Consider the following 14289-nt stretch of genomic DNA (forward strand, 5'->3'; position numbering starts at 1 on the left):
CCAAATCCCCGGTATACCGCGGTTTCAGCGAACTCTCAGCATCTTCGGAGCACAACTCTCAGCCACCCTCGCTCAACTGGTTGGGCGCTACAACCAACCGGTTATTTGAAGCTGGACAGGAAGCTCTTGATGATCGGCCCGGCCGCCTTCGAACCGGACTCGCCGCCCTCGACAATGACCGCGAACGCCACGTCGCCGCGGTAGCCGGCCATCCAGGCGTTCGTCCCGACCTTGCCGTTCTGGACGACCTCCGCCGTACCGGTCTTGGCGGCGACGGCGCCGTTCGCGGCCAGGACCCTGGCCGTACCACCGGTGACCGTCGTCCGCATGAACGTCCGCAGCGCCGCGACGGTTGCCGGAGGCAACGGAGAGGCGGCGGCTCCGGCCGCGTCCTTCTCCGGGACCAGGACGGGTTTCATCGCCGTACCGTGGTCGACCGTGGCCGCGACCAGCGCGATCGCCAGCGGGCTGGCGGTGACCGTGCCCTGGCCGATCATCGACGCGGCCTCGGCGGTGTCGTCCTTGGGGGTCGGCACCTGACCGCCGTACGCCGAGACCGACAGGTTCAGGTCACGCCCGATGCCGAACATCGCGGCGGCCTTGGTCATCCCGTCCCTCGGCAACCGGCCGTGCTGGGAGATGAAGGCCGTGTTGCAGGACTCGTTGAACGCCTTCTGCATCGTGCCCGCGCCGTACGCCGCGAGACCGTCGTAGTTCTTGAACGTCTTGCCGAGGACGTTGACCGTGTCCGTGCACGGCAGCGGGGTGTTCGCGGTCAGGCCGCTGCCCAGGAGCGCCGCGGAGGTGACGATCTTGAACGTCGAACCCGGCGCGTACCGGCCGAGGAACGCGCGGTTGTAGCTGGCCGGATCCGGCCCGTTCGCCGCGGCCAGGATCTGTCCGGTCGAGGCCTGAATCGCGACCAGCGACGCGGGCAGCTTGCTCGCCGCCAGCGCGGCCTCGGCGGAGGTCTGCAGCTTGGTGTCGATCGTGGTCTTGACCGGCTTCCCCGCGGCCCCCTTCTGCGCGAAGACCGTCTTGATCGACAGCTTCGTCTTGCCGTCGCGCAGCGTGACCGTGCCGCCCGGCGTCCCGGCGAGCTGCTGCTGGAATGCGTACTGCAGGCCGGTCGTCCCGACCTGGTCCGTCGCGGACGCGGTCGGTCCGGCGTTCTTCAGCGTGTCCGCGGTCGCCGTCTTCATCGTGCCGAGCAGGTTGCGGGCGAACGTCGCGGTCGGCGCCAGCGACTGGGTCCCACCCATCGTCAGCACGCCGGGGAGCTTGCCCATCGTTGGTCGCAGCGTCTCCCACTGCTCGGCGCGGATGGTGATCGCCTCGACGAACTGACCGGCCGGCGCCGCCTGGGCGCGGGCGGCGAGCTTCTTGCCGTCGACGTCGAGATTCTTCGTGAAAGCGGCGTACGTCGCGGCCGTGGCGGTCTTGCCGGAGGCCACACCGACGATGACGACCGGGCGGTTCACGGTCAGCGCGACGCCGTTGCGGTCCAGGATCGAGGCGCGGTTGGGGAGCGCGCGAACCCGCTTGAGGTAGTTCGCGTCGCCGAGACCGGGGTAGATGGTGTCGCCGGAGGCCTTGATCTTCCAGGCGTCGCCGGTCTTCACGGCGGTCGCCGTACTGGTCCACTTCATCGTGCCGATGCCGCGCAGTTGCGCCTCGACGGCGAGATCCTGCGTGCAGTTGTTGTTGTCGCTGCATTTCGGGTCGCCCTGCGGCACCACCGTCACGGTGCTCGCGACCAGGGCGGTGTCGACATCGTCGAGCCGCTTGCCGAACACCGTCGGGTTGTCGGTCAGCGCACCGGCGGCGTCCGGCTTGCCGTTCGGCGCCCACGCCTTCACCCAGGCGTCGGCGAACTGCTTGATCACCGCCGCGGACGCCTGCTTCTCGTTGTTCGGGTCGGGTTTGCCGTCACCGGATTTGCTGTCGGAGCAACCGGCGGTGATCAGCAGACTACTCAAGCAGACGATCGCAGTGGTTCGCTTCACAATTCCAACTCTCGCACGACGACGGATGGACACCTGGGACAGTCTTCGGCGTGTGGTTTCGCAACCACGAGGGCGAAACTACTCAATCCACCCAAGTACGACGCGCATCCGGCCGCTGGAGTTGGCATCAACTGAGAGAGCGTCCGGCGTATTCTGCCTTGTTGTGACCCGCCTTGCTCTCCACAGCCGACTCATTCCCGGCACCGAAGAGGCCTACGAGATCGAGCACGCTCGTGTCTGGCCGGAACTGATCACCGTGATGCACGCGGCCGGCATCACCGACTGGTCCATCTGGCGCAGTGGCCGCGACCTTTTCCACCTGGTGGTCTCCGAGGACTACGAGGCTGCGGTCGCCCAGCTGAAGAACGATCCGGTCGATCAGCGCTGGCAGCAGCACATGAGCCAGTTCGTCGAGGGCTTCGCCCAGAACCCGGAAGGCGTCGCGGGCCAGTCCCTACGCCACGTCTGGACCATGAGCGAACAAACCGACTAGTACATTTCCCACACGAGCAGCTCCGCCCCGGCCGGTCCGGCCGTGATCGTCTCGCCGTCGGAGCCGTTCAGGCGGGCGGCGTCCGCCGTACCGAGGGCTCCTGAACCTTCGAGCGTCGCGGTGCCGAGGGCAACGAACAGATGCAGGTACGGCGCTGTTGGCAGGTCGACCGCATCACCGGGCGCGAGACGGGCGATCGAGAGCCCGGCGGCGGCCTGGTTGATGCGGACAGCGGTGCTCGCCGCGTGGTGCGGCAGCCCGGAGGCGATCGGGACCAGCTCGCCGGTGCTCAGCCCGACGTAGGCCTGCTGGTACGAAGGGGGCAGGTCGAAGCGATCCGGCCGGACCCACATCTGTACGTAGTGGACCGGCTCGCCGCCGTCGTTCCACTCGGTGTGCCGGATGCCGGAGCCGGCGCTCATCCGCTGCGCCAGACCGGGGTGGACGAGCCCGGAGTTCCCCTGCGAATCGCGATGCACCAGGGCTCCGCGCAGTACCCAGGTGACGATCTCCAGGTCCTGATGCGGATGCGGGTCGAATCCGTTGCCGGGGGCAACCGTCTCGTCGTTGTGCGCCAGCAGGAACCCGAACCCGACGTTCGCCGGATCGTAGTGCGGCCCGAACGAGAACGAGTGCCGCGACTCCAGCCACGCCGACGACGTCTCGAATCGATCGCCCGCCCGCCGGATCTCCACACTCATGACACCCATTGTCCAGCAAAACAAAGGGACTGCGCCGCTCGGTGGGCGGCGCAGTCCCGGACGGAGGGTGCCTGCTGCTCAGCCGGTCGGGTTGCCGTTGTCCGATCCGAGGGTGGCGGTGATCGACTGAGGCTTGCCGTTGCGGGTCAGGTTGATCTTCACCTGATCGCCCGGGCGGTGCGAACGGACCGCGGCGACCAACGCGTCCCCTGACGCAATCGCCTTACCGTCTACAGCAGTCACCACATCACCTGACTGCAGACCGGCCTTGTCCGCCGCACCGCCGGACGTTACCTCGCCGAGGCGTGCTCCATTCGTGAGCCCGTCGGTTGACTGCGCGTCGCCGACCGTCACACCGAGCCGCGCATGCGTGGCCTTGCCCTTGGCCACCAGCTCGTCGATGATCGGCTTGGCCTGGTCGATCGGGATCGCGAAGCCCAGGCCGATGTTGCCGCCTTCGGATTGTCCCGATCCTCCGGCGGTTTTGATCGCGCTGTTGATTCCGACCACCTGGCCGGCGAGGTCGATCAGAGCGCCGCCGGAGTTTCCCGGGTTGATGGCGGCGTCGGTCTGGATTGCTGGGAAAACCGTCGTACTGTCCTGCTGCTCGTCGCCCGAGGTGACCGGACGGTTCAGCGCCGAGACGATGCCGCTCGTCACGGTCGCCTCCAGGCCGAACGGCGAGCCGATCGCCACCACGCCCTGGCCGACCGCGAGCCTGCCGCTGCTGCCGAGGGTGGCGGGGGTGAGGTCGTTCGCGGCCGCCTTGATCACGGCGAGGTCGGTCAGCGGGTCGGTACCCTTGACCGTCGCGGAGACCGTGCGTCCGTCGTTCAGCATGACCGTGATCGTGGCGCCCGGTCCGGCCCCGGCGACCACGTGGTTGTTGGTGACGATCAGGCCGTCCTTGCTGATCACGATGCCGGAACCGGTCGCCGCGCCCTGCGACGTGGCCACCGCGATCTTCACGGTGCTCGGCAGGACCTTGGCGGCCGCGTTCTGCACCGAGCCGTCGGCTGCGGCGGCCGGGGCCGCCTGGTTACCGTTCAGCGGCGCTGTCACTGACGGAGAGTTCGCGTTGGTCGTGTCGTTGGTCGCCGAGTACACGGCGGCGCCGCCGACACCACCCGCAGTGCCGACCAGGAGGGCGGTCAGCGCTACGAGGGCCAGACCGCGTCGCTTCGGCTTCGGCGGCGTGGCCTCCGCGGTCTGCGGCTGCGGGCCGAACGGCCAGTTCGGACCCGGAGACGTCCCCTGATGCGTCCCCGGCGTCCCGAACTGCGGGTAAGCGCTCCCACCTGAGGGGTGCTGACCCGGCCGCGGTTGCCCGCCGAGCGGCGCGGACTGCTGCTGCTGATGCTGCCCGTAGGAAGGCATGCCCATCGGCAACTGCTGCGTCCGCTCCGGCCCTTGCGGCCCCTGCGGTTGCTGCGGGTTCTGGCCGGGCTGGTTCTGCGGCTGCTGCGGCTGGTTCTCCGTCATGCCGAGTACTTTGTCGGCCGGACCTGAGAGGGCCCTGAAGATCCGCTCGGAGCTCACGAAGAACTCTGTGAAGAATCCCTGAAGGTTCTGTCAGGGGATCTTCAGACGCTCGCCGAGACGGCGTGCTCCGAGACAGCCTTCGCTCCGCGAACAGCGTGCTCCGGGGCGGCGGATCAGCGGGTCTGGGTGGCGGCGTGTGGGAGCCACAGCGTGAACTGGGCGCCGGCGCCGGGTGCGTTCCGGGCGTAGATCATCCCGCCGTGCCGCTCGGCCGCATGCTTCACAATCGCGAGCCCCAGCCCCGAACCGGGCCGACTGCGCGCCTCACTGGACCGGTAGAACCGCTCGAACACGTGCGGCAGGTCCGCCTCGGCGATTCCCGGCCCCGAGTCGGTCACCGTGAGTACGCCGTCGAGCAGCCGCACTGTGACCCGCCCGACCGGTTCACCGTCGCTGGTCGGGGTGATGCCCTCCGGCACGCTGTACTTCGCCGCGTTGTCGAGCAGGTTCGTCACTGCGCGGCCGAGCAGCCGCTCGTCGCCCCACACCGGGAACGGCGTGAGCTGGATGTCCCACTCGATCCCGGTCGCGCGTCGCCGTACCTTGATGATCGCGTCCTCGACGACGTTGGACAGCTCGATCAACTCGGCGTTCCGCACCTGGGGAGTGTCGCGGGCCAGCTCGGTCAGGTCGCCGATCAGCGTGGTCAGCTCGTCCATCTGAGCCCGTACGTCGTCCAGCAGTTGCTGGCGATCCTCCGGTCGGAGCCCGCCGCGTTTGTCGGCCTGGGCGAGCAGATCCAGGTTGGTCCGGATGCTCGTGAGCGGCGTACGCAGCTCGTGCCCCGCGTCGCCGACCAGCCGGCGCTGCCGATCCTGAGATCGTGCCAGCGCGGCCAGCATCGCGTTGAACGATTGAGCCAACCGCGAGATCTCGTCCGATCCCGTCACCGGAATCGGTTGCAGATCCTCGGTCCGCGCGACGTGTTCGGCCGCGCCGATCAGCCGCGAGACCGGTCTCAGCCCGGACGCCGCGACGGCGTTGCCGACCAGCGCCGCGCCGATCACGCCGAGCAGACCGACCGCCCACAAGACGATGCCGAGGTTGTGCAGCGTGTGGTCGATCGGATCGAGCGACTGGGCCACCACGAACGCGGTGTCGTCACCCAGCGGGATCGCGATCACCCGGTAGTGATGGTTGTTGGGGGATCCGTCGGTCCGGATGTTCGCGTCGCTCCCCGCTGCGGCCTGGGCAACAGAGAGCTCCTGCGGCCCGATCGGCGGGGCGTAGGCTTTGGGACCCGTGATCGTGGTGCCGTCGTCGAAGAGCAGGCCCATCCGAATGTCGGTCAGGCCCAGGTACGCCGGGGTGATCTGCGTGATCACCTGCGGATTGGTGATGACGCCACCCTTGACCGCGGACACCGATCGCTGGATCAGGCTTTCGTCCAGGTTGCGGTACATCTGCTGCCGGACGGTCAGGTAGGCGGCGCCGCTGACGAACAACACGGCCAGACCGACCGCGATCGCGGCGAGCAGGGTGACGCGGGCATGCAGGCTCAGCTGGTGCAGCTTCTGCTGCGCCCAGTCCTGGGTCCGGCTCGCGGTCGTCGTGACCCGATTGCCGTTGCCGTTGGCAACAGGTTGGCCGGCCGTGGGCAGGGGGCGTGCCCCGGCGGGCGGCTGGCCCTGACCACTGCCCTGACCACTGCCCCGCCCATTGCCAGGACCGTGGCGCTCGTTCGGGTGATCGGCGTACGACGGGAAGTCGGAGCCGCTCACGGTGGGGTGTCCCTCAGGACGTAGCCGATGCCACGGACGGTGTGGATCAGGCGGGGCAGATCGTTGACCTCGGTCTTGCGGCGCAGGTAGCCGATGTAGACCTCGAGCGAGTTCGCCGTGGTCGGGAAGTCGTAACCCCAGACCGCGTCCAGGATGACCGCTCGCTCGAGCACGCGGCGTGGGTTGCGGATCAGGAGCTCGAGCAACGAGAACTCGGTCCGGGTGAGCGGGATCGGCACCTCGCCTCGGTGGACCTCGTGCGCGTCCACATCGACCACGAGATCGCCGTACTGCAGGACCTCGCCGCGCTGGCCGCCTTCGCCCGGCGTCGTACTGCGCCGGAGCAGGGCCCGCAGCCGGGCCAGCAACTCCTCGAGCGCGAACGGCTTCGTCAGGTAGTCGTCGCCACCGGCATCCAAACCGTCGACCCGGTCCGCGACCGCGTCCCGGGCCGTCAGCACCAGGATCGGCACATTGTTGCCCGCGGCCCGCAAGGCCTTGGTGGTCTCGAGGCCGTCCAGGCGCGGCATCATCACGTCCATCACGACGACGTCCGGCTCGACGTTGCCGATGACCGCGAGCGCCTCGGCCCCGTCGGCCGCGGTCACCACCTCGAAGTCGTTGAACTCCAGCGAACGGCGCAGCGAGTCCCGGACCGCCCGGTCGTCGTCCACCACGAGTACCCGCATGTCGCTTCCCCGCTCCGCTGTAACGCTCATCAGATTGACAGTAGGCCGTCAGTTTGAGAATCGCCTGAGAACCTACTGATGACTATCCAACACCTCCTGCACACCTTAAGTTGTCGAGTCGTGGACATTCTCGAATTCACGCCCGAGCCCGAGGATCTTGCCTGGACGTTCGGTGGGGTCGCGCCGGTACGATGGATCGCGCCGGGGACTGCGCTGCGGTTGTGGACCGAGGACGCCTTCGTCGGGAGTCTGCGCAGTACGACGGACCTCGCCAGCGCCTCGCTGAACATGCCGTTCGTGAACCCACAGACCGGTCCGTTCTACGTCCAGGGCGCCGAGCAGGGCGACACCCTGGTCCTGCACTTCGTCGAGCTCACGCCGGCGCGGGGCTGGGGTGCTTCCGCGACCATCCCGTTCTTCGGCGGCCTGACTGGTACGGATCGGACCGCCACTCTGCAGGACCCGCTGCCCGAGCGGACCTGGATCTACGAGGTCGACACGGCGAACCAGACCGTCGGCTTCCAGGCGCAGGGCAGCGACCTGGAGATCGCATTGCCGCTCGAGCCGATGCTCGGCACGGTCGGCGTCGCCCCCGCGGCCGGTGAGGTCCGCTCGTCCCTCGTGCCCGACATGTTCGGCGGCAACATGGACACACCGGAGATGCGAGCCGGCGCGACCTGCTACCTGCGGGTGAACGTCGAGGGCGCCCTGTTCTCCATCGGCGACGGCCACTACCGCCAAGGCGAGGGCGAGTCCTGCGGTACGGCGGTCGAGGGCGCGATGAACGTCGTACTGATTGTCGAGCTGTTGAAGACGCCTGGACCGGTGTGGCCGCGGATCGAGAACGACGAGTACCTGGCCGTGGTCGGGTCGAGCCGGCCGCTCGAGGACGCCTGGCGAGCCGGGCAGGTAGACATGGTCGGCTGGCTCGGCCAGTTGTACGGACTGGACAAGCTGGACGCCTACCAACTGCTCAGCCAGGTCAGCGAGGTCCCGCTGGCCAACGTGGTCGACGCCAACTACAGCGTCGTCACCAAAGTCCCGAAGCGACTACTACCCACGACCAGCGCGTACGACGGCGTCCACCGGCACCTGCGGGGTCTTGCGCTTTGACCTGCTGACGGCGACCCCCACGAGGCACAGCGCGCCGCCCGCGATCGCCAGAGTGACTGGGGTCTCGCCGAGCAGCACCCAGGCAAGGAGAACGGTCACCATCGGGACCAGGTACGTCGTCGCGCCCATCCGGCCCGCGGTGGTCCGGGACAGTGCGTAGGCCCAGGTGGTGAAGCCAAGCGCGGTGGGAAAGGCGCCGAGGTAGAACACCCACCAGAGCGTCGAAGGCGTGGCTGCACTGACCTCGTGGACCAGTGCGGGTGCGTAGGGGAGACAAACGACCGTTCCGATCATGCAGGCCATCCAGGTGACCTGTGCGGCGGGCAGTCGGCTCAGAAGCGGCTTCTGGGTGACCACCCCGACGGCGTAAGACACCGCGGCCGTGACGCAGAGGACGACGCCCCACGTCTCGGCGTGGCCGGTCGAGGTGGAGAGGCCGATCAGCAACACGCCTCCGAAGGCGATCAGGCTGCCGATGACGAGCTGTCGCGGGAATCCCTCGCCCAAGGTCAGTCCGGCGAGTAGTGCGACCAGCAGTGGTGCGACGTGGACGAGCATCGCGGAGGTGCCGGCGTCCAAGCGCCGTTCGGCCGCGTTGAGGGCGAGGTTGTAGACGCCGAACCACAGGACGCCGCACCCCAGGAGCAGCGGCCAGTCACGGCGCTGCGGAAGCTTGAACGGCTCCCGCTTCACCAGCAGGACCAGTCCGAGCAGAACACTGCCGATCAGCAATCGGGCGAGCGACAGTGGTCCGGCTGACAGCTCGGAACCAAGGTGGCGGATCGCCACGAACGCCGATGCCCACAGGACGACCGTGACGCCCGCGGCGCCGAGTGCGGTGGGTTTCATGCCATCGATACTAGAAAGTGATTGCGCGAGTTACCATGACGGAACGAAGGTCTGGAGGCCGACTTGCTTACTGAAACGAAAAGCCAACTGCTTGATGAGCTCAACTCTCGGATCCTGAGCGAGTTGACCGCCGATCCGCGGCTGCGGACCACAGAGCTGGCCAGGCGGCTGGGGGTGTCCACGCCGACCGTGCGTGAGCGGGTCAGCCGGCTCGAGGAGGCTGGGGTGATTCGGGGCTACCGGCTCGACATCGATCCGGCCGCGCTCGGGGTCCCGGTCGCCGCGTGGGTCCGGATGCGGCCGGGACCCGGGCAGGTCCGCCGGGTCGCCGAGCTCGCTCAGAACACCCCGGAGGTGGTCGAGTGCCACCGGATCTCGGGCGAGGACTGCTTCCTGATGCGGGTCCAGGTCGCCGCGATCGACCGCCTCGAAGACCTCCTGGACCGCTTCGGCCCCTACGGCCAAACCAACAGCTCGTTCATCGTCTCCACCCCAGTCCCACCCCGCCCAGTGGCCCCGACCAGCGCCTAGACGCACACCCACCCTTGCTGGTGGTGGGGTCGACCAGCGTGGAGGGTGGTCTGGGTCACTAGTCTGGGTGCCGACTTCAGCGACCCTCTGGAAGGACCCTGACCCATGGCTGCCGACAAGTCTGTCCGCAGAGTTGCCCTGCTCACCGCCGGCGGGCTCGCGCCCTGCCTGTCGTCCGCCGTCGGCGGGCTGATCGAGCGCTACACCGAGGTGGCGCCCGACGTGGAGATCATCGCCTACCTGAACGGGTACCACGGCCTGCTCAGCGGCCGGTTCCTCGAGGTGACGCCCGAGGTACGCGCGAAGGCGTCGCTGCTGCACAAGTTCGGCGGCAGCCCGATCGGGAACAGCCGGGTGAAGCTGACCAACACGGCCGACCTGGTCAAGCGCGGCTTGATCGCCGACGGCCAGAACGCGCTCCAGGTCGCCGCCGAGCGACTGGTCGCCGACGGCGTCGACGTACTGCACACCATCGGTGGCGACGACACCAACACCACCGCTGCCGACCTCGCGGCGTACCTGCACGAGCACGACTACGACCTGACCGTGGTCGGCCTGCCGAAGACCATCGACAACGACGTGATCCCGATCCGGCAGAGCCTGGGTGCGTGGACCGCGGCCGAGCAGGGTGCGCTGTTCGCCCGCAACATCATCGGCGAGCACAGCTCCAACCCCCGGATGCTGATCGTCCACGAGGTGATGGGCCGCAACTGCGGATGGTTGACCGCGGCAACGGCTCGGGAGTACCGCGAGTGGCTGGCCACGCAGGAGTGGAACCCGGGGATCGGCCTGGACAAGGCCGGCTGGGACGTGCACGCGGTGTACGTGCCGGAGGCAACAATCGACCTGGATGCCGAGGCGGAGCGGCTGCGCGCGGTGATGGACGAGGAGGACTGTGTGAACATCTTCCTGTCCGAGGGTGCCGGCGTACCGGCGATCGTGGCCGAGCTGGAGGCGCGCGGCGAGGAGGTCGGCCGGGACCCGTTCGGTCACGTCAAGCTGGACACGATCAACCCGGGCGCCTGGTTCGCCAAGCAGTTCGCCGAGCGGATCGGCGCGGAGAAGACGATGGTGCAGAAGAGCGGCTACTTCAGCCGTTCGGCCGCGGCCAACGACCGCGACCTCGCGCTGATCAAGGAGTGCACCGACTACGCGGTCGACGCCGCGCTGCGCGGCGAGAGCGGCGTCGTCGGCCACGACGAGGAACGCAACGACGAGCTGCGCGCGATCGAGTTCCCCCGCATCGCCGGCGGCAAGGAATTCGACCCCACCGTCGACTGGTTCGTAGCCCTCAAGGCCGACATCGGCCAGGCGTAGTACACGGCAATCGGACACCGCTTTCGCGGCGGCTGTCCGATTGCCGCGTCTGTGCTGTTAGTGGACCTCGGCCTTTTCGGGGAGTACGGCGTTGAGGAGCATGCCGACGACACTGATGATCAGGGCGCCGAAGAGGGCGTTCCAGAAGCCGTCGACGTGGAACTGGACGTCCAGCTTGCCGGTGATCCAGGACGTGAGCAGGAGCATCGCGGCGTTGATCACGAACGTGAGCAGGCCGAGCGTCAGGATCAGCAGCGGGAACGACAGCACCTTCACGACGGGCTTCACGATCGCGTTCACGATGCCGAAGATCGCCGCGACGATGAGCAGCGTCAGGACCCGCTTGCCGGTGGTCGCACCCTGCAGGGTGATGCCGGCGACGATCCAGCTCGCCACCGCCAGCGCGACCGCGTTCACGAGGAGCCTGATGACCAAGTTCTTCATGCCGTCGATCCTCCCACCTGGGCGGTGACATCACTCCTGGTACGCGCCCTGACCCGACCCTGAGTCTTGACACGCAAATGACCAAGTGATCTGATCATTTTCATGCCACAGCGACTGGGAGTGGTACGACGAAGCCTGCTGGACGATCTGGCTGCGTCGATGCTGTCGCTGATCGCCGAGCGCAGGCTGTCGTCCGGGGACCAGTTCGAGTCGGTCCGATCACTGGCGGACCGGTTCAAGGTCGCCGTACCGACTGTGCGCGAGACACTCCGGAGACTCGAGGCAACTGGTGCCGTGGAGCTGCGGCACGGGTCTGGGGTGTACGTCGGGCCCAACGTCGGACGTCTGGTTCTGGCCAACCCATTGGCGTTGGCACCGAGCGCGGATCGGTTGGTCGAGCTGCTGCAGGCGCGCGCGTTGATCGAACCGCCGGTTGCCGCACTGGCCGCGCAGGTTCGAGTTGAGAACGCACTGGAACAGATGAGCAGGGACCTCGCCACGGCGGCGGAGCTGATCGCGTCGGCAGACCATGCCCAGCTCGCCGAGATCAACATGGACTTCCACCGCGCACTCGCCCAGGCATCCGGAAACGCGACCCTGGCCGAGGTGGTCGAGTCAGTCACGGTCGTCAACGTCCGTGAGCAGTTGGAGATCCTGCACATCCACGGCGACCGGCAGACCGACCTGGACGAGCACCAGGCCGTCTATGCGGCGGTCCGGGCCGGAGACCCCGAGCTGGCGGAGCGACTCACCCGCGAGCACCTCGACGGCGTCCTCGCGGTCATCAACGTGAAGGTGGACGGCGGGCTGACGGCCGGACTGCCCGTCGTACTGCCGGAGGACGCCAAGTGAGGATCGTCGACATCCGCGCCACCACGGTCACCGTTCCGCTCGAGGCGCCGCTGCGGCACAGCAACGGCGCGCACTGGGGACGGTTCGTCCGGACCGTCGTCGAGGTCGAGGCCGACAACGGGCTGATCGGGCTCGGCGAGATGGGCGGCGGCGGCCAGAGCGCCGAGGCCGCGATCACCGGGCTCAAGCCTTACCTCGTCGGCCACGACCCGGCACGCACCGAAGCACTCCGGTGGATGCTCGCCAACCCGACCGCAAGCCTCTACAACAACAGGACTCAGTTGCTGGCGGCAATAGAGTTCGCCTGCCTCGACCTGCAGGGTCGCGAGCTCGGCGTCCCGGTGCACGAGCTGCTCGGCGGCAAGGTCCGTGACCGCGTTCCCTTTGCGAGCTACCTGTTCTTCCGCCACCCGGCCGACGACGGCACCGGCGAGATCCGGACCGCCGACGAGCTCATCAACCATGCCCGCGACCTCGTCGATGCGCACGGATTCAGCGTGCACAAGCTGAAGGGTGGCGTCTTCCCACCGGACTACGAACGCGAGTGCCTCCGCGCGTTGGCCGAAGCGTTCCCCGGGCACCGGGTCCGCTTCGACCCGAACGGCGCGTTCAGCGTCGAGGAGGCGATCCGGTTCGCCCGCGGTATCGAGGACCTCGACAACGACTACCTCGAAGACCCGACCTGGGGCATGAACGGTATGCGCCGGGTGCGAGACAAGACGCCGATCCCACTCGCGACCAACACCGTTGTCGTGAACTTCGAGCAGCTCGCCGCCAACGTCCGCGACCCCGCCGTCGACGTGATCCTCCTGGACACCACGTTCTGGGGCGGGATCCGACCGTGCCTCAAAGCGGCCGGCGTGTGCGAGACCTTTCAGCTCGGCGTCGCCGTCCACTCGTCCGGCGAGCTGGGGATCCAGCTGGCCACGATGCTGCAGCTGGGCGCCGTCGTACCGAATCTGTCGTTCGCGGCCGATGCGCACTACCACCACCTGCGCGACGACATCATTGCCGGCGGCAAGCTCCCGTACGTCGACGGCGCGATCGCCGTCCCGGATGCACCGGGCCTCGGTGTCGACCTGGACCGCGACAAGCTCGCCGAGTACGCCGAACTCTTCCGCGAACTCGGCCCGTATCCCTACGACCGAGACCCGGCCCGCCCCGACTGGTACCCCCTCCTCCCGAACACCGATTGGGCCGACCCCTCATGACCGTTCCCCGCTCCGCCGACCATTTCCTCGGTACGGCGCAGGTCAGCGCGGCGGAGTAGCGATGGCCTCGAGGAGGGATTCCTGGGCGCCGTCCAGGTGGGCCTGGAGTTCCTCAACGCAGGCGTCGAGTTCGCCGCGTTCGAGCAGGCGGACCAGCTTGCGGTGGGACGCGACCTGTTGCCGGGCATCCTGGCGAAGCGCGTCGACGCGAGCCAACGCGAGCCGCGCCTCACCGGTGATCGAGTCGGCCGTCGCGATCAGGCGGTCGCTACCGGTCAACGCGACCAGGCTTCGGTGGATCGCCAGGTGCGTCTCGGTCATCGCTTCCGGGTCCGCGCCGTCCTTGGCCGTCGCGGCGAACACCCGCATCGCCTCGCGGACCCGCTCCCGCGCGGCCTCGTCGGCGTCGAACCAGGCTCGGATCCCGGCCGACTCCAGCACGAACCGGGCCCGGCAGATGTCCGCGACCGCGGCCGGGTGCAGGATCGCGACGCTGACGCCCTTGTTCGGTTCGCGAACGGCGAGACCCTCGGTGACGAGCATGGTCATCGCCTCCCGGACCGTGCTCCGGGCCACGCCCAGCGCCTCCGCGAGCGGTTGTTCGCGTAACGGCGTCCCGGGCTCGAGGTCTCCGGCGAACAGGGCGGCGCGCAGCGCGTCGACCACGCGGTCCACCGTGGTCGAGCGATCCACCCTCAGCCGTTCGTACATGCAGTGATTCTCGCAGCCTGATGCTCCTATAGATCGTTGGGTGTCAAGTCTGGGGTGAGGGCTTGGGTGATGAGGGGTAGGAGTTCGCGGCAGAGTGCGCGTTTGAGGC

The 14289-nt window shown here is 68.2% G+C and carries 14 protein-coding genes; 6 read left to right on the plus strand and 8 right to left on the minus strand.

The window, feature by feature from the left end:
• Window positions 1–101 precede the first annotated feature (101 nt).
• Window positions 102–2006, minus strand: a complete 1905-nt coding sequence (locus ACWF4Z_RS23910; RefSeq protein WP_452245341.1) for a penicillin-binding transpeptidase domain-containing protein — start codon at window positions 2004–2006, stop codon at window positions 102–104.
• 163 nt (window positions 2007–2169) lie between these two features.
• Here ACWF4Z_RS23910 and ACWF4Z_RS23915 point away from each other — a divergent pair, with 163 nt between their 5' ends.
• The gene (locus tag ACWF4Z_RS23915; RefSeq protein ID WP_452245342.1) at window positions 2170–2499 is read left to right on the plus strand and encodes an L-rhamnose mutarotase; all 330 of its coding nucleotides are present in this window, start codon (window positions 2170–2172) and stop codon (window positions 2497–2499) included.
• On the opposite strand, the gene ACWF4Z_RS23920 is transcribed toward ACWF4Z_RS23915, so the two are convergent.
• The 4 genes from ACWF4Z_RS23920 to ACWF4Z_RS23935 form a co-directional block, all read right to left on the minus strand.
• The gene (locus tag ACWF4Z_RS23920) at window positions 2496–3200 is read right to left on the minus strand and encodes a pirin family protein (protein WP_452245343.1); all 705 of its coding nucleotides are present in this window, start codon (window positions 3198–3200) and stop codon (window positions 2496–2498) included. The two genes, ACWF4Z_RS23915 and ACWF4Z_RS23920, sit on opposite strands and share 4 nt — an antisense overlap.
• Before the next feature lie 78 nt (window positions 3201–3278).
• Window positions 3279–4682 (minus strand): trypsin-like peptidase domain-containing protein, encoded by a 1404-nt coding sequence (locus ACWF4Z_RS23925; RefSeq protein WP_452245344.1) that lies wholly within the window; start codon window positions 4680–4682, stop codon window positions 3279–3281.
• 173 nt (window positions 4683–4855) lie between these two features.
• On the minus strand, window positions 4856–6463 hold the full coding sequence (locus tag ACWF4Z_RS23930) for a sensor histidine kinase (protein ID WP_452245345.1): 1608 nt from the start codon (window positions 6461–6463) through the stop codon (window positions 4856–4858).
• Window positions 6460–7152, minus strand: coding sequence for a response regulator transcription factor (locus tag ACWF4Z_RS23935; RefSeq protein WP_452245363.1), 693 nt, complete (start codon window positions 7150–7152; stop codon window positions 6460–6462). Before ACWF4Z_RS23935 ends, ACWF4Z_RS23930 begins: the two co-directional genes overlap by 4 nt.
• 120 nt (window positions 7153–7272) lie before the next feature.
• On the opposite strand from ACWF4Z_RS23935, the gene ACWF4Z_RS23940 reads away from it, so the two are divergent.
• Window positions 7273–8265, plus strand: coding sequence for an acetamidase/formamidase family protein (locus tag ACWF4Z_RS23940; RefSeq protein ID WP_452245346.1), 993 nt, complete (start codon window positions 7273–7275; stop codon window positions 8263–8265).
• Here the strand turns inward: ACWF4Z_RS23940 and ACWF4Z_RS23945 are convergent.
• Complete coding sequence (locus ACWF4Z_RS23945; RefSeq protein WP_452245347.1) at window positions 8206–9114, minus strand: DMT family transporter; 909 nt, start codon at window positions 9112–9114, stop codon at window positions 8206–8208. The genes ACWF4Z_RS23940 and ACWF4Z_RS23945 overlap by 60 nt on opposite strands.
• Before the next feature lie 63 nt (window positions 9115–9177).
• Between ACWF4Z_RS23945 and ACWF4Z_RS23950 the strand changes: the two genes are divergently transcribed.
• Window positions 9178–9645 (plus strand): Lrp/AsnC family transcriptional regulator, encoded by a 468-nt coding sequence (locus tag ACWF4Z_RS23950; protein ID WP_452245348.1) that lies wholly within the window; start codon window positions 9178–9180, stop codon window positions 9643–9645.
• A 105-nt stretch (window positions 9646–9750) separates the two neighbouring features.
• A complete protein-coding gene (locus ACWF4Z_RS23955; RefSeq protein ID WP_452245349.1) occupies window positions 9751–10962 on the plus strand; it encodes a pyrophosphate--fructose-6-phosphate 1-phosphotransferase in 1212 nt (403 codons plus the stop codon).
• Window positions 10963–11019: 57 nt separating this feature from the next.
• Here the strand turns inward: ACWF4Z_RS23955 and ACWF4Z_RS23960 are convergent, their stop codons facing one another.
• Window positions 11020–11406, minus strand: coding sequence for a phage holin family protein (locus ACWF4Z_RS23960; RefSeq protein WP_452245350.1), 387 nt, complete (start codon window positions 11404–11406; stop codon window positions 11020–11022).
• Window positions 11407–11508: 102 nt separating this feature from the next.
• Between ACWF4Z_RS23960 and ACWF4Z_RS23965 the strand changes: the two genes are divergently transcribed.
• Both ACWF4Z_RS23965 and ACWF4Z_RS23970 read left to right on the plus strand, forming a co-directional pair.
• Window positions 11509–12258, plus strand: coding sequence for a FadR/GntR family transcriptional regulator (locus ACWF4Z_RS23965; protein ID WP_452245351.1), 750 nt, complete (start codon window positions 11509–11511; stop codon window positions 12256–12258).
• On the plus strand, window positions 12255–13469 hold the full coding sequence (locus ACWF4Z_RS23970; protein ID WP_452245352.1) for an enolase C-terminal domain-like protein: 1215 nt from the start codon (window positions 12255–12257) through the stop codon (window positions 13467–13469). The genes ACWF4Z_RS23965 and ACWF4Z_RS23970 overlap by 4 nt, the downstream gene beginning before the upstream one ends.
• 42 nt (window positions 13470–13511) lie before the next feature.
• Here ACWF4Z_RS23970 and ACWF4Z_RS23975 read toward each other — a convergent pair whose 3' ends face one another.
• The gene (locus tag ACWF4Z_RS23975) at window positions 13512–14180 is read right to left on the minus strand and encodes a GntR family transcriptional regulator (protein ID WP_452245353.1); all 669 of its coding nucleotides are present in this window, start codon (window positions 14178–14180) and stop codon (window positions 13512–13514) included.
• Window positions 14181–14289 lie beyond the last annotated feature (109 nt).

It is taken from the genome of Kribbella sp. NPDC055071, assembly GCF_053608045.1.

Bases quoted from the DNA above. Each gene is read 5' to 3' on its own strand.
- ACWF4Z_RS23920 (WP_452245343.1), bottom strand. From the start codon at position 3,200: ATGAGTGTGGAGATCCGGCGGGCGGGCGATCGATTCGAGACGTCGTCG.
- ACWF4Z_RS23925 (WP_452245344.1), bottom strand. From the start codon at position 4,682: ATGACGGAGAACCAGCCGCAGCAGCCGCAGAACCAGCCCGGCCAGAAC.
- ACWF4Z_RS23935 (WP_452245363.1), bottom strand. From the start codon at position 7,152: ATGCGGGTACTCGTGGTGGACGACGACCGGGCGGTCCGGGACTCGCTG.
- ACWF4Z_RS23945 (WP_452245347.1), bottom strand. From the start codon at position 9,114: ATGAAACCCACCGCACTCGGCGCCGCGGGCGTCACGGTCGTCCTGTGG.
- ACWF4Z_RS23955 (WP_452245349.1), top strand. From the start codon at position 9,751: ATGGCTGCCGACAAGTCTGTCCGCAGAGTTGCCCTGCTCACCGCCGGC.
- ACWF4Z_RS23960 (WP_452245350.1), bottom strand. From the start codon at position 11,406: ATGAAGAACTTGGTCATCAGGCTCCTCGTGAACGCGGTCGCGCTGGCG.
- ACWF4Z_RS23965 (WP_452245351.1), top strand. From the start codon at position 11,509: ATGCCACAGCGACTGGGAGTGGTACGACGAAGCCTGCTGGACGATCTG.
- ACWF4Z_RS23975 (WP_452245353.1), bottom strand. From the start codon at position 14,180: ATGTACGAACGGCTGAGGGTGGATCGCTCGACCACGGTGGACCGCGTG.